Source organism: Enterobacter sp. WCHEn045836, assembly GCF_003965585.1.
GTDB lineage: Bacteria > Pseudomonadota > Gammaproteobacteria > Enterobacterales > Enterobacteriaceae > Enterobacter > Enterobacter dissolvens.
On sequence record NZ_RXPT01000011.1, the window covers coordinates 47,002 to 71,236 of the forward strand.

Here is a 24,235-nt window from a genome sequence, read left to right on the forward strand (position 1 = left end):
AGGCTCCTTAGCGTCCCAGATACACTTCAATCACCTGCTCGTTGGCCTGTACCTCGCGCAGCGAGCCTTCTGCCAGCACCTGTCCCTGATGCAGTACGGTCACGCGATCGGCAATGGTTTCAACAAACCCCATGTCATGCTCAACCACCATCAACGAGTGCTTGCCTGCCAGGGTCCGGAAAAGCTCGGCGGTATACTCGGTCTCCGCGTCCGTCATCCCGGCGGCGGGTTCATCCAGCAACAGCAGATGCGGATCCTGGACCAGCAGCATACCGATCTCCAGGAACTGTTTTTGCCCGTGCGACAGAAGCCCGGCGCGGCGGTCGCGTTCACTGGCCAGCCGCAGCAGGACCAGCATCTCATCAATACGATCGCGCTGTTCGCCGTTGAGTTTGGCCCGCAGGCTTGCCCAGACGGACTTGTCGGTTTTCATGGCGATCTCAAGGTTTTCCCATACCGTCAGCGCTTCAAAGACCGTCGGCTTCTGAAACTTGCGCCCGATCCCCTGGCGGGCAATGGCGGCCGGTTCAAGCAGGGTCAGGTCTACGGACTGGTCATACACGGCTTTACCGCTTTTTGGCCGCGTTTTGCCGGTGATCACGTCCATCAGGGTGGTTTTCCCGGCGCCGTTTGGGCCAATCACGCAGCGCAACTCCCCCACGCCAATGTTCAGCGTGAGATCAGTCAGCGCCTGAAATCCATCGAAGTTCACGTTGATCTTATCCAGCTGCAGCACCGGGTCCGTCTGCTCGCGATAGCGATCTCCGGGCAGCTGGCGAGTAAATAATCCTTCGGCTGGCTGCATTATTTCTCTCCTTTACGAAACAGGCCGTAGACGCCGCGCGGTAAAAACAGCGTAACCGCGATAAAAATCAGCCCGAGAAACAGCTGCCAGTACTCCGGCATCGCGACGGTGAAGAAACTCTTCGCGCCGTTCACCAGCGCCGCGCCAATCACCGGGCCAACCAGCGTGCCACGGCCGCCCAGCGCCACCCAGATAGCGGCTTCAATGGAGTTGGTCGGCGACATTTCACCCGGGTTAATAATCCCGACCTGCGGGACATAGAGCGCCCCCGCCAGACCACACAGCACGGCGGAAAGCGTCCACACCAGCAGCTTAAACCCCTTCGGATCGTAGCCACAAAACGTCAGGCGGTTTTCAGCATCGCGTACGGCGGTCAGAATGCGGCCAAACTTACTCCTGGCGAGGGCAAAACCGGTACCGAGCGTCAGGAGCAGCAGCATCACGGTCGCCAGAAACAGCGCGATACGGGTTGTGGTTGCGGTGACGGAAAAGCCCAGCAGCGTGGTGAAACCGGTAAAGCCGTTATTGCCGCCAAACCCGGTTTCGTTGCGAAAGAACAGCAACATCCCCGCGTAGGTCAGGGCCTGCGTCATGATCGAAAAATAGACCCCTTTGATTTTGGAGCGAAAGGCAAACCAGCCAAACACCAGTGCCAGCAGTCCCGGCACCATCACAATCAGTACCAGCGCCCAGGCAAAGTGCTGCGTCCCCCACCAGAACCACGGCAGTTCGCTCCAGGAGAGAAACGACATAAACGCGGGCAGGCCATCACCCGCGGCCTGGCGCATCAGGTACATGCCCATCGCATATCCGCCCAGCGCGAAGAAGATCCCGTGGCCCAGCGAGAGCATGCCGGCGTATCCCCATACCAGATCGAGCGCCACCGCAACGATGGCGTAGCACAGGATTTTGCCGATCAGCGTCAGCATCCAGGTCGACAGCGCCAGCGGATGGGTAGCGGGCAACATCGCAAAGAACGGCAATACCAGCAGACACGCCACCAGCAGGCTGCCTGCAATCTGCGTGGTGCGTGGCGCTTTTCGCGCCAGTTTTAAGGTAAGTGGCTGGCTCATCAGTCAGTGACCCTCCCTTTCAGCGCAAACAATCCCTGCGGACGTTTCTGGATAAACAGAATGATGGCCACCAGAATGACGATTTTGCCCAGCACGGCCCCCATCTGCGGTTCAAGAATTTTGTTGAAGATCCCAAGGCCAAAGGCCGCCGCCACGCTCCCCGCCAGCTGTCCGACGCCGCCGAGCACCACCACCAGGAAAGAGTCGATAATGTAACCCTGGCCCAGTTCCGGCCCGACGTTGCCCAGCTGGGAGAGCGCCACGCCGCCTAAACCGGCAATGCCGGAGCCCAGACCAAACGCCAGCATATCGACGCGCCCGGTCGGCACCCCACAACAGGCCGCCATGCTGCGGTTTTGCGTTACCGCACGCACGTTCAGGCCCAGACGGGTTTTATTCAGGACCAGCCAGGTAAAGAACAGCACCAGCAGCACAAAGCCCAGTACCACAATGCGGTTCCACGGCAGCGTCAGGTTGGCAAATACCTGCACCCCGCCGGACAGCCAGGCCGGGTTTGCCACCTCCAGGTTTTGTGCGCCAAACGTCATGCGTACCAGCTGGATCAGCATCAGGCTGATACCCCAGGTGGCGAGTAATGTCTCCAGCGGACGACCGTAGAGATGGCGGATCACGGTGCGTTCCAGAATCATCCCGATGCCGGCGGTCAGGCAGAAGGCGATGGGCAGCGCGACAACCGGATACAACGCCAGCCACTGAGGCGTCAATCCGGCCATCGCCTGCTGAACCATCCACGTGGCGTACGCCCCCAGCATCAGCATCTCGCCGTGCGCCATGTTGATGACCCCCAGCAGCCCATAGGTGATCGCCAGCCCCAGCGCCGCCAGCAGCAGGACCGAGCCCAGCGACAGCCCCATAAACGCCTGCCCAAGCAGATCGCCCCACATCAGTCGGTGCTGGATCTGACTCAGGCTCTCCCCGGCAGCGGCTCGCACGCGGGCATCCGGTTCGGTTTGCGTCTGGGTATACGGCATGAGTCGGGATGGCACGTCCGGGTCGTCAGACTGCCCGAGTCGTTCAATAGCCTGAAGACGCACATCAGCCTGCGGGCTGGCGAGCTGGAGATTAGCCAGCGCCAGCAGCAGCGACTGGCGTGCCACATCGTCCGTTTCACTGTTTACCCGCGTTTGCAGGAGGCCGATCATTTCCGGCTGCGCATCCCGCTGTAACTGGCGCGCGGCGGCCCGCCGCTGCGTGACGTTGTCACTGATAAGTTGATGCGTAGCGTTGGCCGTGGCGGCCAGCACCCGCAGACGGTTGGTCAGGCGTACGGCTTTGGTTTGCCCTTCTGCGGCAGGGGAATCTCCCAGCGCCACCATCTCGCCATTGCGTCGCGCAAAGGCATGTTTCTGGCTGTCGGCAAACAGATTTTCGTTTTGCAGCGCCTGCAGTAATGGCAGCCTTGCGGCATCCGGCGCGATGGCCCAGCGGGTCAGCATCTCCGCCTGCTGGCTGCGGCTGGCGGCAACAAATTGATCGGCATCCGATGCCTGCGCCATCCCTGGCAGCAGTCCGGTAAGCCATACAATAGCGATCATCATGCGCATGGCGTTCATGACTTTTCTCCCTGCGGTAATGGCTTAGTTGCTGGCGGTCTTCATCGGCTGGTCGGGCTTTTTATCGTTCCCGGCGATGAACGGGCTCCACGGCTGAGCGCGTACCGGCTCTTCCGTCTGCCAGACCACATTGAACTGACCGTTACCTTCGATTTCACCGATCATGACCGGCTTATGCAGGTGATGGTTGGTGGCATCCATGGTGAGCGTAAAGCCGGATGGCGCTTTAAAGGACTGTCCGGCCATGGCCGCGCGCACTTTATCCACGTCGGTGGTGCCTGCTTTCTCTACCGCCTGCGCCCACATATGGATCCCGACATAGGTGGCTTCCATCGGGTCGTTGGTGACCACGGTATCGGCGTTCGGCAGCTTATGGGCTTTGGCATAGGCTTTATAATCCGCCACGAAGGCCTGGTTGGTCGGGTTATCGACGGACTCGAAGTAGTTCCATGCGGCCAGGTTGCCAACCAGCGGTTTGGTGTCAATCCCGCGCAGCTCCTCTTCGCCAACGGAGAACGCCACCACCGGAACATCGGTTGCTTTCAGCCCCTGATTAGCCAGCTCTTTATAGAACGGGACGTTAGAATCGCCGTTGATGGTGGAGACCACCGCGGTTTTACCCCCGGCGGAGAATTTCTTGATGTTGGCGACAATGGTCTGGTAATCGCTATGCCCGAATGGGGTGTAGACCTCTTCGATATCTTTGTCTTCCACGCCTTTGGAGTGCAGGAAGGCGCGCAGGATCTTGTTGGTGGTACGCGGGTAGACGTAATCCGTGCCCAACAGGAAGAAGCGTTTGGCGCTACCGCCGTCTTCGCTCATCAGGTACTCCACCGCCGGAATAGCCTGCTGGTTTGGCGCCGCACCGGTATAGAAGACGTTCGGCGACATCTCTTCGCCCTCGTATTGCACCGGATAGAACAGCAGCCCGTTCAGCTCCTCAAACACCGGCAGTACGGATTTACGTGACACCGAGGTCCAGCAGCCAAACACCACGGCCACTTTATCCTGGCTCAGCAGCTGGCGGGCTTTTTCGGCAAACAGCGGCCAGTTAGAAGCCGGGTCAACCACCACCGGCTCCAGTTTTTTACCCAGCACCCCGCCTTTGGCGTTGATCTCGTCAATCGTCATCAGGGCGACATCTTTCAGCGGCGTTTCTGAGATCGCCATCGTGCCGGAGAGCGAATGCATAATCCCCACTTTGATGGTATCGGCCGCCTGTGCGCCAAAACTCATCCCCATAGCAACGACTGACGCAGACAACGCGAAGGCTTTTAATAATGTACGACGGTGCATATTTTCACTCCTGAAAAAGAACGCTGTGCGAAGACGTCCGTTACGGCATGGACGCGGAAAAATGTCTCAGCGAAGCAGGAGCAAAAAGGATGCCAGGATGAATAACGTGCTATTGCAGGATGTGTAACGCGGGATGTAAAGAGAACGACTCAGAATGGTACAGCGCTGCACTTTTATAATGCAGCGCTGTAACGGCGGGATTACCAGACTTCGCTGGCGATCTGCGTGACCAGACGCACTTTGTCCCACTGCTGGGCTTCACTCAGGGTGTTGCCCTCTTCAGTGGAGGCAAAGCCGCACTGCGGGCTGAGGCAGATCTGCTCTTTCGCCACGTATCTGGCCGCCTCCTCCAGGCGTGTCTTCACCCCTTCAGGGTTTTCCAGCTCGCCATTTTTGGTGGTGATCAGGCCAAGCACCACCTGCTGCTTACCCGGGCGGACAAAGCGCAGCGGCGCGAAATCACCGCTACGGTCGTTGTCATACTCCAGGAAGAAGGCATCGACGTTCACCGTGCCGAACAGCACCTGGGCCACCGGCTCATAGCCGCCTTCGGAAATCCAGGTTGAACGGAAGTTACCGCGACAGACATGCAGACCGATGGTCAGATCGTCTGGTTTACCTTCCAGCGCTTTGTTCAGCACGCGGGCATAGGTACGCGCCAGCTCATCGGCATCTTCCCCGCGCTCGCGGATCTGACGACGCTGGTCATCCGAACAGAGGTAGGCCCAGACGGTATCATCCAGCTGCAGATAGCGGCAGCCCGCGTCGTAAAATGCCCGGATGGCATCGCGCCAGGTGGTAGCCAGATCGTCAAAATAGTCTTTCAGATCCGGATACACCGTGGCATCAATGTCTTTGCGACCACCACGGAAGTGCAGCACGCTCGGGCTGGGAATGGTCATTTTCGGCTGCGCGTTGCCGCTGATGCTTTTCAGGTAGCGGAAGTCTTCCAGCATCGGATGATCGCCAAAGCCCAGCTTGCCAGTGACGCGCACGCCGTGCGCTTTGGTCTGCACGCCGTTGAACTGAATGCCCTGCTGTGAATCGTAACGCTCAACCCCCTGCAGACCATCAAAGAAATCGAAGTGCCACCAGGCGCGACGGAACTCACCGTCGGTGACCACGTGCAGGCCGCAGGCGCACTGCTGTTCGACCACCTGGCGGATCGCGTCATCTTCCACCGCGCGAAGCTGCCCGGCATCAATCTCACCGCGGGCAAACTGCTGGCGCGCCTGTTTGATGGCATCCGGGCGTAAAAAACTGCCGACTACATCGGCGCGGTATGGGGCGTGCTGTCGCTGCATGGAAATCTCCTCTGTCTGCCGGCGATAATTGCCAGCAGTGATAATTCATCTCTTGAATATTTAGACTTCTGGATGTCTAAATGTCCAAAAAAAGATGACATACCTGCTGTATCCCGGCAAACGAGAAAATTTCACGACAGTTGAAAATTATTCATGTTCACAGCGCGGCAGCGGTTTCGCTACTGGCAAACGCGTACTGTTCGTCCTCCCAGCCGGTGATGCCGCCAATCATGATTTTCACCGGCAGTCCGAGACGCGCCAGCTTCAGCGCGGCTCTGTCCGCGCCGTTACAGTGCGGCCCGGCGCAGTACACCACGAACAGCGTATCGGCCGGCCACTGCGCCATGCGCGCCTCGGTGATCTGGCTCCAGGGCATATGTATCGCGCCGGGCACATGACGACGGGCAAACTGCTCAGGTTTCCCGACAACATGCAGCAACACAAAGTCCTGCTCGTTATTCGTCAGCGCATGGTGCACATCGGCACAGTCCGTTTCGACGCTCAGGCGACGCAGAAAATGGGTAACGGCTTCCTGCGGCTCGGCAGCCGGAAATTCAGTAACATAACTCATGATCCTTCCTCATCTTTGGCGTTTGTGTTAACACTACTCTATCCAGAAATTGATCACGTGAATGCGTCCGCTTATGCCAGAAAACAGCAAAAAGATGACAAACTTAAGACAGGTTTCCCGCCCGCAGGTGGTGGTACTGGCCTATGACGGTTTGTGTACCTTTGAATTCGGCGTGGCGGTGGAAATCTTCGGTTTGCCACGTCCCGAGCTGGGCGACGATTGGTATCGTTTTGCGGTGGCGGGCATTGATGACGGTGAGCTTCGGGCAACCGGTGGGATCCGCATCCTGACCGACGGGGGGCTTGATCTGCTGGCGTCGGCAGACCTGATCGTTGTGCCGGGCTGGCGAGGGATGGATGCGCCTGTTCCCGCGTCGTTGTGCGAGGCATTACGCCGGGCCAACGCGCGCGGTTGCCAGCTGCTTTCTATCTGTTCCGGGGTGTTTGTTCTGGCCGCGTCGGGTCTGCTGAACGGGCGCAAAGCCACCACCCACTGGCGCTATATTGAGGCGCTGAAAGCCCGTTATCCGGCGATCGGCGTGGTCGACGATGTGTTGTATCAGGATGAAGGCGATATTCTGACCTCTGCAGGAAGCGCGGCAGGCATCGATCTCTGTCTGCACGTGGTGCGACGGGATTACGGTATGGAAACCGCCAACAGCGTCGCGCGCCGTCTGGTGATTCCTCCCCACCGGGATGGCTCCCAGCCGCAGCAGCTGAGTCGCCCGGTGGCACAACTGCGGGAGAGCCAGCGTCTGGGACAGTTGTTCGACTTCCTGCACAATCACCTGAGCGTTTCTCACAGCGTGGATTCGCTGGCGCGTCGCGTCGGCATGAGCCAGCGCACCTTTCTGCGCCGCTTTCAGGCTGCCACAGGCACCACGCCTGCGCGCTGGCTGCTTAATGAACGACTCTTGCGGGCGAAAGATTATCTGGAGAGCAGCCGTCTCAGCATCGACAGCATTGCTGAACAAACCGGTTTTGGTCAGGCAGCGACCCTGCGACACCATTTCCGCCAGCAATTCGCGCTTTCCCCTGCCCAGTACCGTAAACAGTTTGCCCGCCCGCCACGCTGATGGCCGGTTCGCAGGCAAAAAAAAACCGCCATTATCTGGCGGTAAATGCTTGCATGGATAGATTTGTATTTTCATGTCTACGTCCCGACACTCCATGCCGGGCAGCGGATCAATAACAACCTAACATGCCTGAACTCAACAAAAGCTAAACAGAGCCATTAACCCGCTTTGGTATTAATTTGCAGGTAGCGCATCAGGCCCTGTTCCGCGCTCTGTTTTGCATCATCGTTAATCGCTTCCAGATAGAATGGACGCGAGACGCCATACGGTGCTTTATCTGCTGAGAAAACAGCAAACTGGAATGTTTTACCTTTCGACGGATTGGTACAGCCTAATTCCCAACGCTGGTCATCAATTTGCTTGCTATTACACGCCACGCGTCCGTAGTCGCTGGTTAAATAAGAACCGACCCGAGCTTCCGCTGACTGAATATAATCCGGTTCGCCACTCCAGTTAACGTTCATACCTACAACAGCCCCAACGGCAACCACCAGAAGCGCTATTGACATGACTTTTTTCATTGAATCAGATCCATTCCTTTGTCAGAGAAATCTTATTATATAAGATTAATCCTTAAACCTCTGCCATATTTTGATACCAAATTTTAGGGTATGACAAAGATAATTCTTTTTTAGGAAAAATCTCACTAAGCGCAAAATATATCCTGTTCGCGCAACATGACATATTCTTTGCGCTAATTTGAAAATGCCAATAATAACCCTACGAAACTACGTTCATGCTAGCGTGGCATTTTTATTGAAGGGGAAGTCCATGTTCAAAAAGGGGTTAACGCTTATTATGCTGGTCTGCGCCCTGTTTTCCGGCCAGCTGATGGCAGGACACAAAGGCCATGAATATTTGTGGGTCAGGAATGTTGATCATCAACTTCGGCACGAGGCAGACAGTGATGAATTACGCAGCGCAGCGGAGGAATCAGCGGAGGGTTTGCGCGAACATCACCTGTGGCAAAAATCGCGCAAACCGGGTACACACTTTCGTTAATTAATTACCCTTACGTTTCGGCAGGGTTTTCATCAGTTCGTCGGGGCTCACGGAGGCAACAATACTGCCCGGTGGTGGCATTTTGAATATATGGTTTTTCATTTTGCCGATAACGTGCATTTCACACGGACGACAATCAAATTTGAGGGTCAGCACCTCGTCACCATTCACCAGCTGCATTGGCGTGGCTTTCCAGCTCTTAATATTGCCTTTCGCCTGTTTCGGGCAAAGATTAAAGGCAAAACGCAGACAATGTTTGGTGATCATCACCGGCACATCACCCTTCTCTTCATGCGCTTCATAGGCAGCTTCAATTAACTGCACGCCGTGGCGATGATAAAACTCGCGCGCTTTATGGTTATACACGTTCGCCAGGAACGATAAATGCGACTCGGGGTAAACGGGTGCTGGCACGGTTTCCGCCTTGCGGCTGCCGCGCGGATAATTCGCCAGTCGCGCGTCATCCAGCATCTCTGCCGTTTCCCGGCGGAACTGGTTCAGCAGGCTATTTGGCACGAACAGCGCATCCGGCAGATTTACCGCAATGTTGCGCGCATAGTAAATGGTCTGTCCCAGCTTCGCCACGCCATCCTTCAGGCTATTGAGCGCTTTTTCTGCATTGTTCGCCACCTCAAACAGACCGTCGAGAGTATGCGTGACGCTGATGCCGTCTTCACAGGTCATGGTCAGGATCAGCTGCTCTTCCCAGCCCCCTAACTCGATATCTACCGCAATGCGACGCTCGCTGGAAGTTTTCAGCAGCGCCTGCTGCCAGTTGTGATCGAGGTTACGGTTCAGCGCGGCGTTAGGACGTGCTTTATAGAGATCGGCAGGCATCTCGTTTGGCCAGACGCGATAGCGGTTTTCACCGGTCTTTTCGACCGTATTAGCACGGAAGCCCACGACTTCACGTTTGATCATCACGTTCAGACCATCCCCGTTCGCCAGCGGTTCGGTCACCGACACGTCGAGATAATCTTTGGCAACCTTCAGCACTTCACCCACCGGTAAACCGATAAACTTCGGTGAATCAAACGCGCCAATATCGCCTTTGCGGGCATTGACGAAGTAGTCTGTGCTGCCACGGTGGAAGGTTTTATCCGTCGACGGAATAAAGAAATGCTCGGTGCGACCGGCAGACGCGCGCGCCAGGTCACCGCGATCTTCAATGATGGCGTCCAGCATCTGACGATAATGGGCGGTAATGTTCTTCACGTAGCTCATATCTTTGTAGCGCCCTTCAATCTTGAAGGAACGCACACCCGCATCAATCAGCGCGCCCAGGTTGGCGGTTTGATCGTTGTCCTTCATGGACAGCAGGTGTTTTTCGAACGCGACCACGCGGCCCTGATCGTCTTTCAGGGTATACGGCAGACGGCAGGCCTGAGAGCAGTCACCGCGGTTGGCGCTGCGGCCCGTCTGCGCATGGGAGATATTGCACTGCCCGGAATACGCCACGCACAGCGCACCGTGGATAAAGAACTCAATGGTGGCATCCGTCGCCTGGTGAATATCGCGGATTTGATTCAGGTTCAGCTCGCGCGCCAGCACGATCTGGGAAAAGCCCGCATCGGAGAGAAACTTCGCCTTCTCGACGGTGCGAATATCGCACTGGGTACTGGCGTGCAGTTCAATCGGCGGAATATCCAGCTCCAGTACGCCCATGTCCTGGACAATCAGGGCGTCCACGCCGGTCTGGTAGAGATCGGTGATCAGACGTTGCGCAGGCTCCAGTTCATCATCATGAAGAATGGTGTTCAGGGTTACGAACACTTTCGCCCCAAAACGGTGGGCGAACGGCACCAGCTCGGCAATATCGCTCAGGCTGTTGCTGGCGTTATGGCGGGCACCGAAGCCAGGACCGCCAATGTAGACGGCATCAGCCCCATGAAGGATCGCTTCACGGGCGATGGCGGCGTCGCGGGCCGGGCTTAAAAGTTCAAGATGATGGGATTGCAGGCGCATACTTCGTCGTTATCCGTTATGGTCAAAATGGCGGCTATTGTAGTCAGAAGTATGCATCAGCGAAACAGTTTTGCGAGGCTTTAGCGGGGATAATGAATCAGGGAGTGAAAATGCACCGGTCGGCTGCTGCTGTTGCGGTAGGCATGCGGTTTATCCCCGGCAAAACGCACGCCCTGGTCGGCGTAAAGGGTTCGCCATTCGCCGTCAATTTTCATCTCCAGTTCACCGCTTATCACCACCACGTGTTCAATCACCCCCGCCTCGTGCGGCGTGGATTCACTCAGGGCGTCGGGCGCCAGGGTGATGGAGAAATGATCGAACTTCAGCGTCTCGTCCCACGGGAACAGCGGTTTCACCACCATCGCCTGCTGCTGCGGAGCGAACACCGCCTGCCGGTCTGCTTCCGGCGTGATAAACGCCGAGAACGGAACATTCAGCCCCGTGGCAATTTTCCACAGCGTCGACACCGTTGGGCTGGATTCATTACGCTCGATCTGTCCCAGCATGGCTTTTGACACCCCCGTCTCTTCTGCCAGCTTTGACAGGCTCCAGCCGCGCGCCTGGCGCTGCGTCTTCAGTGTTGTAGCAAGATGTTGTGTGATGTCCATGATTCCTCCCGAGGCAGATAAGCATACCACTTGTACGCTATAACGCACAGTGTTACCTTAGTGCGGACGTTATAACGCACAACGGAGATTTTATGCACCAGTCAGCCCCTCTTTTTCCCGCCATTCTTGCCGGATTCGTTGCCGTTCTGGTCGGTTATGCCAGCTCGGCCGCTATCATCTGGCAGGCTGCTGCCGCGGCAGGCGCGAGCGCACAGCAGATCGCCGGCTGGATGACCGCGCTGGGGTTCGGCATGGGGATCAGTACGCTCGCCCTGTCATGGTGGTATAAAGCCCCGGTGCTCACCGCCTGGTCAACCCCCGGCGCGGCACTACTGGCTACCAGTCTGCACGGGATAACACTTGCAGAAACCATCGGCATTTTCATTTTCGCCAATGGGCTGATCTTACTGTGCGGCCTGACCGGACTCTTCGCCCGCCTGATGAAACTCATTCCCCATTCGCTTGCCGCCGCGATGCTGGCAGGCGTATTGCTGCGCTTTGGCCTGCAGACGTTCAGTCACCTTGACGGCCATTTTCTGCTCTGCGGCAGCATGATTGCGGCATGGCTGGTCGCAAAAGCGCTGGCTCCACGCTACGCCATTGTGGCGACGCTGGTCACCGGGAGCGTGGTGGCCTGGGCGAGCGGTGACGTTGTCACAAACAATCTCACCCTCTCCCTCGTCATGCCACAGTTTATTGCACCGGCGTTTAGCCTCACCAGCCTGGTCAGTATTGGCGTGCCCTTTTTTCTGGTGACCATGGCATCGCAGAATGCGCCAGGCATTGCCACGATGAAAGCGTCGGGCTATCCACTGGCGGTATCTCCGCTGATGATCGCGACCGGCGGGCTGGCGCTGCTGCTTTCGCCCTTCGGCGTCTACTCCATCTGCATTGCAGCCATTACCGCCGCCATTTGCCAGAGCCCGGATGCACATCCGGATGCCAGTAAACGCTGGCTGGCAGCGATGGCGGCAGGCGGCTTTTACCTGCTGGCGGGCGTATTCGGTGGATCCCTTACCGGGCTGATGGCGGCCCTGCCGCCGAGCTGGATCCAGACGCTGGCAGGCCTGGCGCTGCTGGGCACCATCAGCGGGAGTTTGTATCAGGCATTGCATAACGAAACGGAGCGTGACGCGGCGATTGTCACGTTTCTGATGACCGCCAGCGGCGTGACGCTGCTCGGGATTGGCTCGGCATTCTGGGGGCTGGTGCTGGGGGGCGTGTGCTTCGCCGTTTTATCACGCCTTCGCCGCGCGTAGCTGGGAAGGCGTCATCCCCATCACGCTGCGAAAGCGGTTGCTGAAATGGCTGGCGGAGTTAAAGCCACAGGCGAGCGCAATGTCCGTCAGCGGCGTCGCCGTATGCTGCACCAGCGTTTTGGCTTTCTCCATGCGGCGCTGCATCACGTACTGGTGCGGTGCCAGCCCGGTTGACTGGCGGAACATGCGGGCGAAATGGTACTCGCTGAGCGCGGCCTGCGCCGCCAGTTCAGCCAGCGTCAGCGGCTGCGCCAGGTTCTCTTCGATAAAGGCCAGCACGTTGCGCAGCACAAACGGCGACAGCCCGCCGGTGACCACCGGCAGCTTCCACTGCACATTCGAATAGTTCTGCAGCAGATGGGTCAGCAGCAGCGTTGAGGCCGTGCTGAGCGTCAGCTGGTTGGCTTTTTGCTGCCAGTCGCAGCCGAGCAAAAACTGACGATAGAGCGCAGTAATTTTTGCATCGCTGCCAAAGATTTTTTCATCCAGCGTCAACGACAGCGGGCGTTTGTCCCAGATTTTTTCACCCACATCGCGCAGATGGTCATCGGTGCAGTAGAGATGGACAAACGACAGGTCATCGCGAATATCCCACGTCGATTCACTCTCTTTCGGCATCAGACAAAAACGATCCGGCCCACCGCCGTTTTTCCAGCCGCCCGGCGTTTTTTGATAGCTTTCGTAACCGTCCGCCACGTACAGGCTCAGGGTGTGATGATTGCTTTTTACGGTGATCGTGTCGCGCTTGTTGTACCACGCCGCCAGCTGGATACCGGAATTGAGCGCAACGGTTTCCCGCAGCACGGCGTTCTGTTGGCGGAGCGTTTCAAAGGTATCGTAAGCGTGTGACATAACCGTTAGCGCGTCTGTGAATCAGACTGTCAGTCTAAGAATTGTTGTCTTCCGTTGCCAGACCCCGGAACAGAAAAAAGCGCAAGATTTTGCAAGTCCACCGCAGGACGGTGAAAGCGTGTCGTTGCCCCCGTCGCCATACTCTGGGTTTCCGTGGTTTGAGAAGAGAGCAAACATGAACGCATTGTTATACGGACTGGTGGTGGTTATCTGGGGGACGACCTGGATTGCGATTTTTCTGCAGCAGGGTCCCGTGGCGGCTCCGGTGTCCATTTTCTGGCGTTTCGCGCTGGCCAGCGCCACGATGATGGTGGTTCTGCTTGCGCTGCGTCGCCTGCGTAAACTGGCGCTGCGGGATCATCTGTTCTGCGTGCTGCAGGGATGCTGCGTGTTTTGCTTCAACTTCTGGTGTTTTTACACGGCCGCGGCGCATATCAACACTGGCCTGGAGTCGGTGATATTTTCCATGGCGGTGCTCTATAACGCCATCAACAGCTTTATTTTCTTCGGGCAACGCCCGCCGGCACGTTTCTGGACGGCAGCCGCACTCGGTCTGGTGGGGATCATCACCCTCTTCTGGGACGATCTGCTGGCCAGCGGCTGGAGCGTATCGCTGCTGACGGGCATTGGCCTTTCCGCACTCGGCACCTATGGCTTCTCGCTGGGCAATATGATCAGCATGCGTCATCAGCGCAGAGGGCTTGAGACCATGACCACCAATGCCTGGGCGATGCTCTACGGCACGCTGGTGATGGGCTGCATTGCGCTGTTCAGAGGCGACAGCTTCGCGCCGCAATGGACCATGAGCTACATGGGGGCGCTGGTCTATCTGGCCCTGTTTGGCTCGGTGATAGCGTTTGGCGCCTACTTCACCCTGGTCGGACGCATTGGTCCGGGCAAAGCGGCCTACAGTACCCTGCTCTTCCCGCTGGTGGCGCTCTCCATCTCCACGGTGTATGAAGGCTACGTCTGGCACATTAACGGCATTATCGGGTTACTGCTGATTCTGGGCGGGAATATGGTGATGTTTACCAGACCGGAAACCTGGTTCAGACGGTTGCGGACGGCATAAAAAAACGGCCTGCGCTTGCAGGCCGTACGTGATTATTTCGCTGTTTTATGCACATCAAACATGGTGGCGTCCGTCGCCATGTCATCCACAACCTGTTTCAGCGTCGCAAAGCCCATTGGCGTATTTTCGTTCGCCAGTTCTTTGCCCTCACCTTTACGAACCACCTTCATGACCGGTTTGTTGGTCGCCGCATCAATCAACTCACCCTCGAAAAAGAGATGGGTATCCATGGTGCGATGGCCGGTTGCCATCTGCGTACCTGCCACCACCAGCGCAACAGGCACCACTTCATAGAACTGCAGACCTTCTTTCTGCGAGCTCACCCCGGTGATCGCCCCGCGGAAAATCAGGCTGTGTTTGCCCGGCGTCGTCACAATAGGCTTACGTTGGCCAATAGCCGTTTTCATTTTGGTGTTGGTATAGGCCAGAAGCTCATCCAGCGTTTTTTGACCAATCTGAGTCGTCGGTTTTGGTGCCGGATAATAGGTAATTGGCGTCCAGATAATACTGTCGTAATTCGCCTCGTTATAAGCAGGATCAACCCAACGCAGGGTTGGTTTACCCGTTGCGGATGTCGTTTGCTGTAATCCTGAATAGTCTTTCAAAAAGCCAGAATACTGCTCTGGCGCGGCGACTTTTGATGAACACCCCGCCAACGCCAACAGACCAGAAAGCACTGCAACTTTAAAAAAAGTGTGAGTACGCATGATGGTTTTCCATGTTATCTGCAAGTATGCATTTGAAGTTATAGCAAAAGTCTGGTGGGTGCGTTGTGACAAAAAATGATGCTGAGAGCACAAATTGCGAAAAGTCTGCCCGGAGACGGTCCGGGCAGTGAAAAATTACTGATTAATATCCACCTGCCAGAAGATATGCTTGCCAAACGGATCGATTTCGTAGCCTGTCACCTCTTTGCGCACCGGTTCGAAAATCGTGGAGTGGGCAATCATCACCGCAGGCATCTGGTCATGCATCATTTGCTGCGCCTGTTTATACAGCGCCACGCGTTTATCATGATCGGTTATCGATTTAGCCTCGGCGATGATGTTATCAAACGGCTTGTAGCACCATTTGGCCGAGTTAGAACCGCCGTTTGCCGAGGTGCAGGTAAAGAGCGGACCAAAGAAGTTGTCCGGATCGCCGGTGGCCGTTGTCCAGCCCATCAGCGCGGCCTGGTGCTCACCGCCCTTCACCCGCTTCAGGTACTCGCCCCACTCGTAGGTGACGATTTTGGCCTGCACGCCCACCTTCGCCCAGTCCGCCTGAATCATTTCCGCCATGCGTTTCGCATTCGGGTTATAGGGTCGCTGCACCGGCATCGCCCATAAATCGATGCTGATGCCGTTGGCAAAGCCGGCCGCTTTCAACAACGCTTTGGCTTTTTCGGGATCGTATTCGTAATCCTTCAGCTCGCTGTCGGCCCCCCATACCCCCGGCGGCAGCAGGTTTTTCGCCGCCGTGCCGGTGCCGTGGAACACGGCGTCAATAATGGCCGGTTTGTTGATGGCCATCGCCAGCGCCTGGCGCACTTTCACATTATCCAGCGGAGGCTTCTGGGTATTGAAGGCCAGGAAGCCGGTATTCAGCCCCGCCTTGCTCATGAGATTGATATCGTTGTTCGCCTTCATCCGCGGCAAATCGGCCGGGTTCGGGAACGGCATCACCTGACATTCGTTTTTCCCGATTTTGGCAAAACGGACCGACGCATCCGGCGTAATGGTAAACACCAGTCGATCCAGCTTCGATTTCCCCTGCCAGTAGTCCGGGAAGGCGGTGAACAGGATGCGGGAGTCTTTCTGATACTGCGCCAGCTTAAAGGGGCCGGTGCCGATGGGCTCCATATCCACCTTCTCCGGCGTGCCCGCCTTGAGCATCGCGTCGGCATATTCCCCCGAAAGAATGGAGGCAAAATACCACGCCAGATCGGCGATAAACGGCGCTTCCGGGTGCGCCAGGGTAAAGCGCACGGTATGGTCATCCACTTTATCAATTGCCGTGATCAAGCTGCCAAACTCCAGACTTTCGAAGTTGGAATAGCTGCCGTTAGAGACGTTGTGGTACGGATGATTAACATCCTTCTGGCGCATAAACGAGAAGATCACGTCATCGGCGTTAAAGTCGCGCGTCGGCGTAAAGGACTTGTTACTCTGGAATTTCACCCCTTTGCGCAGATGGAAGGTATAGACCTTGCCGTCATCGCTCACGTCCCAGCGCTCTGCCAGGCTCGGCACCAGCTCAGTGGTGCCGGGTTTGAAATCGACCAGCCGGTTATAGACCGGCACTGCGCTGGCGTCCACGCTGGTACCCGAGGTGTATAACTGAGGATTAAAGTTTTCCGGTGACCCTTCGGAGCAATACACCAGCGTTTTCGCGGCCACGGTGGAACTGACCGTGAGCGCAGCGAGTGCCAGCGTTAACGTTGTGAGTTTGCTTTTCATCATTTATTCCTGTCTTTTAATTCGACGGCTAATTAATTCTTTTGCCATTTCATAAATAACATTAAAGTGATGTGGCAAACACCCGAAAAATAAATAAGGAAGAAAACACTATGGGCTCGTCGCTTTCCAGACAATTAACACAACGCTTTTTCCGTTATCTCGCCATCACCAGCCAGAGCGATCCAAAAGTCAGCACTCTCCCTTCCACACCAGGCCAGCACGAGATGGCGCGGGAACTGGCGAAAGAGCTGACACAGCTGGGCTTAGACGACATTGTGATTGATGAATTCGCCACGGTCACCGCGGTAAAAAAAGGCAATGTACCCGGCGCACCACGGATCGGATTTATTACCCATATTGATACCGTCGACGTAGGTTTATCACCGGATATTCATCCACAAATATTAACGTTCCGTGGTGAAGACCTCTGTCTGAATAAAGAGAAAGAGATCTGGCTTCGCGTTAAGGAGCATCCGGAAATTCTGGCCTATCCTGGCGAAGAGATTATTTTCAGCGATGGAACCAGCGTATTAGGCGCAGATAATAAAGCTGCCGTGACCGTGGTCATGACCCTGCTGGAAAACCTGACGTCGGCGCATCAGCACGGTGATATCGTGGTCGCGTTTGTGCCGGATGAAGAAATTGGCCTGAATGGTGCAAAAGCGCTGGACCTGAAGCGCTTCGACGTTGATTTTGCCTGGACGATTGACTGCTGCGAGCTGGGTGAAATTGTCTATGAAAACTTTAACGCGGCGGCGGCAGAGATCCGTTTTACCGGCGTCACCGCGCACCCCATGTCTGCCAAAGGCGTGCTGGTGAACCCGCTGCTGATGGCGACGGATTTCATTAACCATTTTGACCGCCAGCAAACCCCGGAGTGCACCGAGGGGCGTGAGGGCTATATCTGGTTCAACGGCATTCAGGCCGGGCAAAACGAGGCCGTACTGAGAGCGAATATCCGCGACTTCGATCAGGCAAGCTTTACCGCCCGTAAGCAGCAGATTGCCGACGTCGCGGCGCTGATTGCCGCCCGACACCCCACCGCAAACGTTGAGTTTCACATTGAGGATACCTACAGCAATATCAGCAATGCGATTGGGGAAGATCGCCGCGCCATCGATCTGATGTTTGCGGCAATGGAATCCCTCGGGATCACGCCGAAACCCATCCCGATGCGCGGCGGTACAGATGGCGCAGCGCTGTCCGCAAAAGGGTTACTCACCCCGAACTTCTTCACCGGCGCGCATAACTTCCACTCCAGATTTGAGTTTCTGCCGCTGTCGTCGTTCGAGGCCTCTTACCACACCGCCCTGCAACTCTGTCTGCTGGCCGCCCGTTAAGCGGGTTTACGCGCCAGCAGGGTGGCGAAGCGCAGCTTGATGCGGTTACCGTTCGCGTCGGTGCGGTGAAGTTCGCCGGGATCTTCATTGTACTTAAGCAGATCCCAGCCTTCGTAATAGCGGCTCAGTTCGCCGGTTTTAAACGCAAACGGGAAGCCGACGGTGCAGGGATAATCCGCGGTGTCCATCGCCGCCACAATCAGGTTGTAGCCGCCCGGTTGCGTACAGCGCTGCATATTGGCGATCAAACCAGGGATGGTTTTCGCTTCAAGGAACATCAGCACCACGGTGGAGAGGATGAAATCGTATGCACCGTCAAAGCTGAGGTTATTCAGGTCTTTGATTGCCGTCTGCAGATTCGCAATCCCTTCTGCCGCTTTGATGCGCTCGATGTTATCGATACTCATTGGGTTTTTATCCCACGCTGTCACATCGTAACCGTTGGCGGCCAGGTAAAGGCTGTTGCGGCCATTGCCGCAGCCGAGATCGAGCGTTTTGCCTGGCTTAACGATCCCTGCGCTGTACAGCACCTCTGAGTGGGTACGGGTGAGTCCATATTTCTCTGTGAAGTAATTCTCATCAACTGTCATTGTTTTTCCTGAGTGCGCCAGTATTAAGATGTATTATGGATACCATTTTAAGGAGTTTGCCCTGCGGTTGCCACCCTTTCGACAGGCGAAAAGTTTGCTACGTTTAACAGGACGCTTATCAGAGAGAACAGCATGAACAAATATCGCCTTAGCGACGAAACACGCCTGTGGCACTGGCAAAATGGGGAAACCAAATCCGTCACCCCCCTCAGGCAAATCATCGCCACCACCGATTTTAACGACGTGCTTTGCGGCACGAAAGGCGGATGGGTTGAGGATGAGCGCGCTCTGGCGCAGGACGGCCAGTGCTGGATCTACGACGAAAACAGCGTGGTCTTCGCCGGTGCGACCATCTCCGGTAATGCCCGACTCACCCTGCCGTGTGTGGTCAGCCATCACGCTCATATCAGTGGGAACAGTTGGCTGGACGGCGCGGAAGTGAGTCATGGTGCGCGCATAAGTGACAACGTCACCATTCAGAACTCCAGCGTGCGGGGTGAATGCCATATTTACGGTAATGCCCGTGTGCTGCATAACAGCATGATTATCGCGGCCAAAGGCCTGACACCAGACCAGGAGCAGATCCTTAAAATCTACGATAACGCCACCGTCAGCCAGTCGCGCGTGGTGCACCAGGCGCAAATCTACGGCGAAGCCATCGTCAATTATGCGTTTATCGAGCACCGCGCCGAGGTCTTCGACAAGGCCATTCTTGAAGGCAACGATCTCAACAACGTGTGGGTGTGCGACTGTGCAAAAGTGTACGGCAACGCGCGCCTGATTGCCGGGTTTGACGAGGATGCCATCCCTACCGTGCGTTACAGCTCTCAGGTGGCTGAGAATGCCGTTGTGGAAGGCAACTGCGTGATTAAACATCATGTGCTGATTGGCGGTCAGGCGTGGCTTCGCGGCGGCCCCATCATGATTGATGACAAGGTGGTCATTCAGGGGCGGGCGCGGATCAGTGGCAATGTGCTTATCGAGCACCAGGTTGAAATCACCGACGATGCGGTTATTGAAGCCTTTGACGGCGAGAGCATTCATCTGCGCGGCGAAAAAGTGGTAAACGGCGAGAGTCGGATCACCCGCACGCCCCTGCTGGGCGCGCTATAGGGGGAAGATACCGGGATAATTTCGGATTTTGCTGCGGTCATTGCCCGTCACCCAAGCCCTCTCCCGGAGGGCGGATCCCCAGTAATTCATAAACAGAAGCAGCAACGCTGCCCTCAAATAACTGTGGGCATTCAGCGACGCCCTGGTCCGGCTGTAAATCGCTGAGGCGTTTCCTGAAGGCCGGGGCGAGGCGCATGGATGCGCCGAGAGGGCGGCTTTACAGGGACGTTACATCCAGCCGTATGTTCCCCCTCACCCCAGCCCTCTCCCAAAGGGAAAGGGGGCCGTCTGTGCAGGCATTATTTATGGGGATCCCTCAGCCCACAGGGAGAGGGAATCGATCGTTAGCGCATTACCCGGTCGTCAACGTAATTACGTTTGTCCGGCGCCGGCGGGAAATATTGGTACAGCCAGGTTTCACTGATGGCGTCGCCCTGGCAGCGCAGGAACAGGCGCATATCCACGGGCTCTGTCGAATCCGACGTCGGGTACCAGTCAAACAGAATGCGGTATCCATCAAACGGCTCAACGTAGAGGATTTCAACCTGCTTCGCTTCACCGCTGGAGAGCGTGATCACCGGCTCAATTCCCTTCGGCGCAGCCGCTTTCAGATCGCCGCCCACAAAGTCGATGGCAAAGCGACGGGCCCACACTTTCGGGTAATGTTCACCCGGCGCCCAGCCTTCCGGGAACCCGCCCATACCGGTACGGGTGGCGAAGACATTGGCCAGCGGCGAACGCACCGGCGGCATAGCGCTCCAGTACAGGCGATATTTGAAGTCCAGCTCATCGCCCGCTTTAACCGCTTTTTCCGGCTGCCAGAAGCAGACCACGTTATCCAGCGTTTCACCCGTGGTCGGGATCTCCATCAGGCCAACGGCACCTTTACCCCAGTCGTTACGCGGCTCCACCCACAGGCTTGGGCGTTTGTTATACCAGCCCATCACGTCCTGATAGTGTGAGAAATCCCGGTCAAGCTGCAACAGACCAAACCCTTTCGGGTTTTTATCGACAAAGGCATTGAACTGCAGCTTTTGCGGGTTGTTCAGCGGACGACAAATCCACTCGCCGTTGCCCCGCCACATGGCCAGACGGTCAGAGTCATGGATCTGCGGATGAATGGTGTCGCACATGCGGCGTTCGTTATTGCCGCAGCTGAACATACTGGTCATCGGCGCGATGCCAAGCTGTTTGATCGCTTTACGCGCATAGAGATGGTTTTCCACCTCCATGATCACCTGGCTCTTCTCGCAGTGGATCACAAACTTATAGGCACCGGTAATGCTCGGGCTGTCCAGCAGCGTATAAACGGTAAAGGTGGTGTCGCCCGGTTTGACGGTTTCAAACCAGAAGGCGGTAAAATCAGGAAACTCTTCCGGCGTGTCGGTGAAGGTATCCACCGCCAGACCGCGCGCCGACAGGCCGTACTGGTACGTGTCGTCAACCGCACGGAAATAGCTCGCGCCGAGGAAAGAGACAATATCGCGGCGCGCCAGCTCTGGCGCTTTGAAGGCGCGGAAACCGGCAAAACCAAGGTCGCTCTGCCCTTCAAGCTGTTTGGTATCCACCCCGGTATCCCCGTAGCTGAACAGCTCCGGGCGGAAGTGGATCTCACGCGCCTGGGAGGTCGCCTGGTCCAGGGAGAACATCCGCACGCGGCGGCGGAACCCCATCCCCATATGGAAGAACTGCACGTCCAGCTGACGGCCGTCGATGTTATTCCACAGGGACTGCTTTTCATCGTACCGGATGGCGTTATAGGCCTGCGGCGTCATGGTTGCCAGCGTGTCCGGCAGCGGACGCGGCGCACCACCCCATGGGGTTTTCGCCAGGTCATGGGCCATGGATTGCAGTACGGAGAAGTCAAAACGACGGCTCTGACCATCAGCGATGTCAGAGTCAGCGGCATAGGCCGCTCTGGAGAACAGTGAAGCAAGGCCAGATGTGCCGCTCAGGGCTGCCATTGCCAGCGAACCTTGTAAAAAACGTCTGCGATTCATGCCTGGAAAAACGTCCTTATGGTCGTGTGAATGTGTTTCGCGCTCGGCGAAATGACGGCAAGAAAGAACGCACAGCCTAAACAAAAATGGTTAAGAATCCAATTGTTGGCCGGTGATTATATGCACAAAGTAAGAAATATTTTATGTCGACCAGAACGGCCCGAAAGTGGTGTAAAGAAAGCCTGGATAATGTGTATAAAAATGCCCCGGTGCGACATCGACAACCGGGGCGAAATGAGGTGGTTATTTTACGCTGACATCGATACCCGGGAAGTACTTATCAGCGAGTTTTGCGATCGTGCCGTCGGCACGTACTTTATCAATCGCGGCATCAAGTTGCTTTTTGGTAGCCTCATCCCCTTTACGCAACCCAAAACCGATACCACTGCCGAGGATGGTGTCGTCAGACACCGGTTTGCCGATAAAGCCAAACCCTTTCCCCTGCGGCTTGCTCAGGAACCCTGCCTGCCCGGCCGCGGACATCACCAGCGAGGCGTCAATACGGCCATTCAGCAAATCGCCCCACGCCATGTTCTGATCTTTATACGACACTACCGTGACACCCTGCTTTTCCCAGTGCTCTTTGGCATAGGTTTCCTGAATGGAACCCTGCAACACGCCAATGGTTTTGCCCTTCAGCCCTTCAGGTGTCGCCTCTACCGCGGTACCGGCCTTGCCCACTAACTGCGAAGGGATGCGATAGATTGGTTGGGTAAAATCAATACTTTTACGCCGCTGTTCGGTGATGTTCATCGCCGAATTAATGGCATCAAATTTTTTCGCCACCAGACCAGGGATCAACGCATCAAAAGACGTTTCCACCCAGGTGCATTTCAGCGCTGCGGCTTTGCAAATGGCATTCCCCAGCTCAACGTCAAACCCTTCCAGTTCGCCGGAGGCATTGCGGCTCTCAAACGGCGGATATTCCGCTTCCAGTCCGTACCGCAGTTCGGTGGCCGCGAAGGAAGAAAACGTACACAGCAATCCCATGCCGACAACTAACGCGCGTAATTTCATCTCAAACTCCTTAGCGTGGTTTAACCCGACACAGGGCCTGGGCACCTGCCCGTAACGTCGCCTCATCTTTGGCAAAAGAGAGACGAATCAATTTATTGTCCGTACCGTCCGTATAGAAAGCGGACAGCGGAATGGTCGCGACACCGCATTCGACGATCAGCCGTTTCACCATCTCACTGTCGGGCTCGTCGCTGAAATGGCTGTAATCTGCCAGCAGGAAGAACGAGCCCGCGCTCGGCAGCAGTTTAAACGGCGACTCAGCCAGCAAAGTTTGCAGCAGATCGCGCTTGCGCTGATAAAACGCCGCCAGCGACAGCCAGGTTTGCGGATCGGTCATATGTTCGGCAAACGCATGTTGCATTGGCGTATCGGCAGAAAACATCAAAAATTGATGCACTTTACAAATCTCTTCCATCAGCGCCGCTGGCGCAACACAGTAACCCACGCGCCAGCCGGTGACGTGATAGGTTTTTCCGAAGGAAGAGATAATGACGCTACGCTCCGCCAGTTGCGGATGTGTGGCCATACCGTGGTGTGGTTCACCGTCAAAAACGACGTGCTCGTACACTTCGTCAGACAAAATAATGATATCGGTATTGCGCGTCACGGCCACCAGTTGCTGCAGGTCATTCGCCGAGAACACCTGCCCGCTGGGGTTATGTGGCGTATTGATGATGATCATGCGCGTTTTGGGGGTGATGGCCGCGCGGACTTCATCCCAGTTGACGGCAAAATCCGGTACCGTCAGTTTGATGGCGACCGGGGTGGCGCCCTGCAGGCGGACAATCGGCGCGTAGCTATCAAATGACGGCTCGAAGTAGATCACTTCATCCCCCGGATGCACCAGCCCGCTGATGGCGGAATAGAGCCCCTGGCTGGCGCTGGCGGTGACCAGCACCTCGCGACCCGGGTCATACGTGGTGCCGTAGAGGGTGGCAATTTTTTCCGCGATACGCTCCTTCAAAGGCTGCAGGCCGGTCATCGCCGCATACTGGTTATGCCCTGCCTCCATCGCGCGGGTGACGCCCGCGACCAGTTTCGGGTCGCAGGAAAAATTCGGTGCGCCCTGAGAAAGATTAATGGCGTTATGCTGAGCAGAAAGCTGGCCGATTACGGTAAAAATGGTGGTGCCCACATCAGGTAATTTGGAACGGGTTTGCACCGCGGTCTTCAGGGTCATCATCTGTCCTTTCTCATGGAGATTGCATAACTATTCAAACAACAACTCTGTTGTCGCGACAATCGAATTGTTGTCATAATAGCCATGAGAAAAACGCATAG

General features: G+C 56.4%; 22 protein-coding genes. 6 read left to right on the forward strand and 16 right to left on the reverse strand.

Annotated features, from left to right (window positions below; all coding sequences use genetic code 11):
- Positions 1-7: 7 nt before the first annotated feature.
- The 6 genes from urtD to EKN38_RS15735 form a co-directional block, all read right to left on the reverse strand.
- Positions 8-805: an urea ABC transporter ATP-binding protein UrtD gene (gene urtD / locus EKN38_RS15710; RefSeq protein ID WP_014831896.1), complete on the reverse strand. Its 798-nt coding sequence runs from the start codon at positions 803-805 to the stop codon at positions 8-10.
- On the reverse strand, positions 805-1,878 hold the full coding sequence (gene urtC / locus EKN38_RS15715; RefSeq protein ID WP_014831895.1) for an urea ABC transporter permease subunit UrtC: 1,074 nt from the start codon (positions 1,876-1,878) through the stop codon (positions 805-807). The genes urtD and urtC overlap by 1 nt, the downstream gene beginning before the upstream one ends.
- Positions 1,878-3,452: an urea ABC transporter permease subunit UrtB gene (gene urtB / locus EKN38_RS15720; protein WP_014831894.1), complete on the reverse strand. Its 1,575-nt coding sequence runs from the start codon at positions 3,450-3,452 to the stop codon at positions 1,878-1,880. Before urtB ends, urtC begins: the two co-directional genes overlap by 1 nt.
- Positions 3,453-3,476: 24 nt before the next feature.
- Positions 3,477-4,748, reverse strand: a complete 1,272-nt coding sequence (gene urtA / locus EKN38_RS15725) for an urea ABC transporter substrate-binding protein (protein ID WP_013096636.1) — start codon at positions 4,746-4,748, stop codon at positions 3,477-3,479.
- Between the two features lie 200 nt (positions 4,749-4,948).
- A complete protein-coding gene (locus EKN38_RS15730; RefSeq protein ID WP_014831893.1) occupies positions 4,949-6,052 on the reverse strand; it encodes a cobalamin-independent methionine synthase II family protein in 1,104 nt (367 codons plus the stop codon).
- Between the two features lie 157 nt (positions 6,053-6,209).
- Positions 6,210-6,623 carry a rhodanese-like domain-containing protein gene (locus tag EKN38_RS15735; protein WP_013096638.1) on the reverse strand — a complete coding sequence of 138 codons (414 nt, stop codon included), beginning with the start codon at positions 6,621-6,623 and terminating at the stop codon, positions 6,210-6,212.
- Between the two features lie 73 nt (positions 6,624-6,696).
- On the opposite strand from EKN38_RS15735, the gene ftrA reads away from it, so the two are divergent.
- Entirely contained in the window at positions 6,697-7,698 is a 1,002-nt protein-coding gene (ftrA, locus tag EKN38_RS15740; protein ID WP_043951766.1) for a transcriptional regulator FtrA, read from the forward strand.
- Positions 7,699-7,856: 158 nt separating this feature from the next.
- Here ftrA and EKN38_RS15745 read toward each other — a convergent pair whose 3' ends face one another.
- Positions 7,857-8,219: a hypothetical protein gene (locus EKN38_RS15745; RefSeq protein ID WP_014831891.1), complete on the reverse strand. Its 363-nt coding sequence runs from the start codon at positions 8,217-8,219 to the stop codon at positions 7,857-7,859.
- A 250-nt stretch (positions 8,220-8,469) separates the two neighbouring features.
- On the opposite strand from EKN38_RS15745, the gene EKN38_RS15750 reads away from it, so the two are divergent.
- Positions 8,470-8,700 carry a DUF2554 family protein gene (locus EKN38_RS15750; protein WP_014831890.1) on the forward strand — a complete coding sequence of 77 codons (231 nt, stop codon included), beginning with the start codon at positions 8,470-8,472 and terminating at the stop codon, positions 8,698-8,700.
- Here the strand turns inward: EKN38_RS15750 and EKN38_RS15755 are convergent, their stop codons facing one another.
- Both EKN38_RS15755 and EKN38_RS15760 read right to left on the reverse strand, forming a co-directional pair.
- The gene (locus tag EKN38_RS15755) at positions 8,701-10,665 is read right to left on the reverse strand and encodes a peptidase U32 family protein (protein WP_014831889.1); all 1,965 of its coding nucleotides are present in this window, start codon (positions 10,663-10,665) and stop codon (positions 8,701-8,703) included.
- An 80-nt stretch (positions 10,666-10,745) separates the two neighbouring features.
- Positions 10,746-11,273 (reverse strand): helix-turn-helix domain-containing protein, encoded by a 528-nt coding sequence (locus tag EKN38_RS15760; protein WP_014831888.1) that lies wholly within the window; start codon positions 11,271-11,273, stop codon positions 10,746-10,748.
- A gap of 92 nt (positions 11,274-11,365) precedes the next feature.
- Between EKN38_RS15760 and EKN38_RS15765 the strand changes: the two genes are divergently transcribed.
- A complete protein-coding gene (locus EKN38_RS15765; protein ID WP_014831887.1) occupies positions 11,366-12,532 on the forward strand; it encodes a benzoate/H(+) symporter BenE family transporter in 1,167 nt (388 codons plus the stop codon).
- On the opposite strand, the gene EKN38_RS15770 is transcribed toward EKN38_RS15765, so the two are convergent.
- A complete protein-coding gene (locus EKN38_RS15770; protein WP_013096645.1) occupies positions 12,512-13,384 on the reverse strand; it encodes a helix-turn-helix domain-containing protein in 873 nt (290 codons plus the stop codon). The genes EKN38_RS15765 and EKN38_RS15770 overlap by 21 nt on opposite strands.
- 175 nt (positions 13,385-13,559) lie before the next feature.
- Between EKN38_RS15770 and EKN38_RS15775 the strand changes: the two genes are divergently transcribed.
- Positions 13,560-14,456 carry a DMT family transporter gene (locus EKN38_RS15775; protein ID WP_014831885.1) on the forward strand — a complete coding sequence of 299 codons (897 nt, stop codon included), beginning with the start codon at positions 13,560-13,562 and terminating at the stop codon, positions 14,454-14,456.
- 32 nt (positions 14,457-14,488) lie between these two features.
- Here the strand turns inward: EKN38_RS15775 and EKN38_RS15780 are convergent, their stop codons facing one another.
- Both EKN38_RS15780 and EKN38_RS15785 read right to left on the reverse strand, forming a co-directional pair.
- Entirely contained in the window at positions 14,489-15,163 is a 675-nt protein-coding gene (locus EKN38_RS15780) for a DUF3313 domain-containing protein (protein ID WP_014831884.1), read from the reverse strand.
- A 135-nt stretch (positions 15,164-15,298) separates the two neighbouring features.
- Positions 15,299-16,894 carry an ABC transporter substrate-binding protein gene (locus tag EKN38_RS15785; protein WP_126522436.1) on the reverse strand — a complete coding sequence of 532 codons (1,596 nt, stop codon included), beginning with the start codon at positions 16,892-16,894 and terminating at the stop codon, positions 15,299-15,301.
- Positions 16,895-17,004: 110 nt separating this feature from the next.
- On the opposite strand from EKN38_RS15785, the gene pepT reads away from it, so the two are divergent.
- On the forward strand, positions 17,005-18,234 hold the full coding sequence (pepT, locus tag EKN38_RS15790; protein ID WP_014831882.1) for a peptidase T: 1,230 nt from the start codon (positions 17,005-17,007) through the stop codon (positions 18,232-18,234).
- Here pepT and tehB read toward each other — a convergent pair.
- The gene (gene tehB / locus EKN38_RS15795) at positions 18,231-18,824 is read right to left on the reverse strand and encodes a tellurite resistance methyltransferase TehB (RefSeq protein ID WP_014831881.1); all 594 of its coding nucleotides are present in this window, start codon (positions 18,822-18,824) and stop codon (positions 18,231-18,233) included. The two genes, pepT and tehB, sit on opposite strands and share 4 nt — an antisense overlap.
- Positions 18,825-18,956: 132 nt before the next feature.
- On the opposite strand from tehB, the gene ydcK reads away from it, so the two are divergent.
- Complete coding sequence (gene ydcK, locus EKN38_RS15800; RefSeq protein ID WP_014831880.1) at positions 18,957-19,937, forward strand: YdcK family protein; 981 nt, start codon at positions 18,957-18,959, stop codon at positions 19,935-19,937.
- Between the two features lie 344 nt (positions 19,938-20,281).
- Here the strand turns inward: ydcK and EKN38_RS15805 are convergent, their stop codons facing one another.
- From EKN38_RS15805 to EKN38_RS15815, 3 genes are all read right to left on the reverse strand, one after another.
- Positions 20,282-21,937 carry a glucan biosynthesis protein D gene (locus tag EKN38_RS15805; RefSeq protein WP_014831879.1) on the reverse strand — a complete coding sequence of 552 codons (1,656 nt, stop codon included), beginning with the start codon at positions 21,935-21,937 and terminating at the stop codon, positions 20,282-20,284.
- Positions 21,938-22,180: 243 nt separating this feature from the next.
- A complete protein-coding gene (locus EKN38_RS15810; protein ID WP_014831878.1) occupies positions 22,181-22,954 on the reverse strand; it encodes an ABC transporter substrate-binding protein in 774 nt (257 codons plus the stop codon).
- Positions 22,955-22,964: 10 nt separating this feature from the next.
- Entirely contained in the window at positions 22,965-24,134 is a 1,170-nt protein-coding gene (locus tag EKN38_RS15815; RefSeq protein WP_014831877.1) for a pyridoxal phosphate-dependent aminotransferase, read from the reverse strand.
- Positions 24,135-24,235 lie beyond the last annotated feature (101 nt).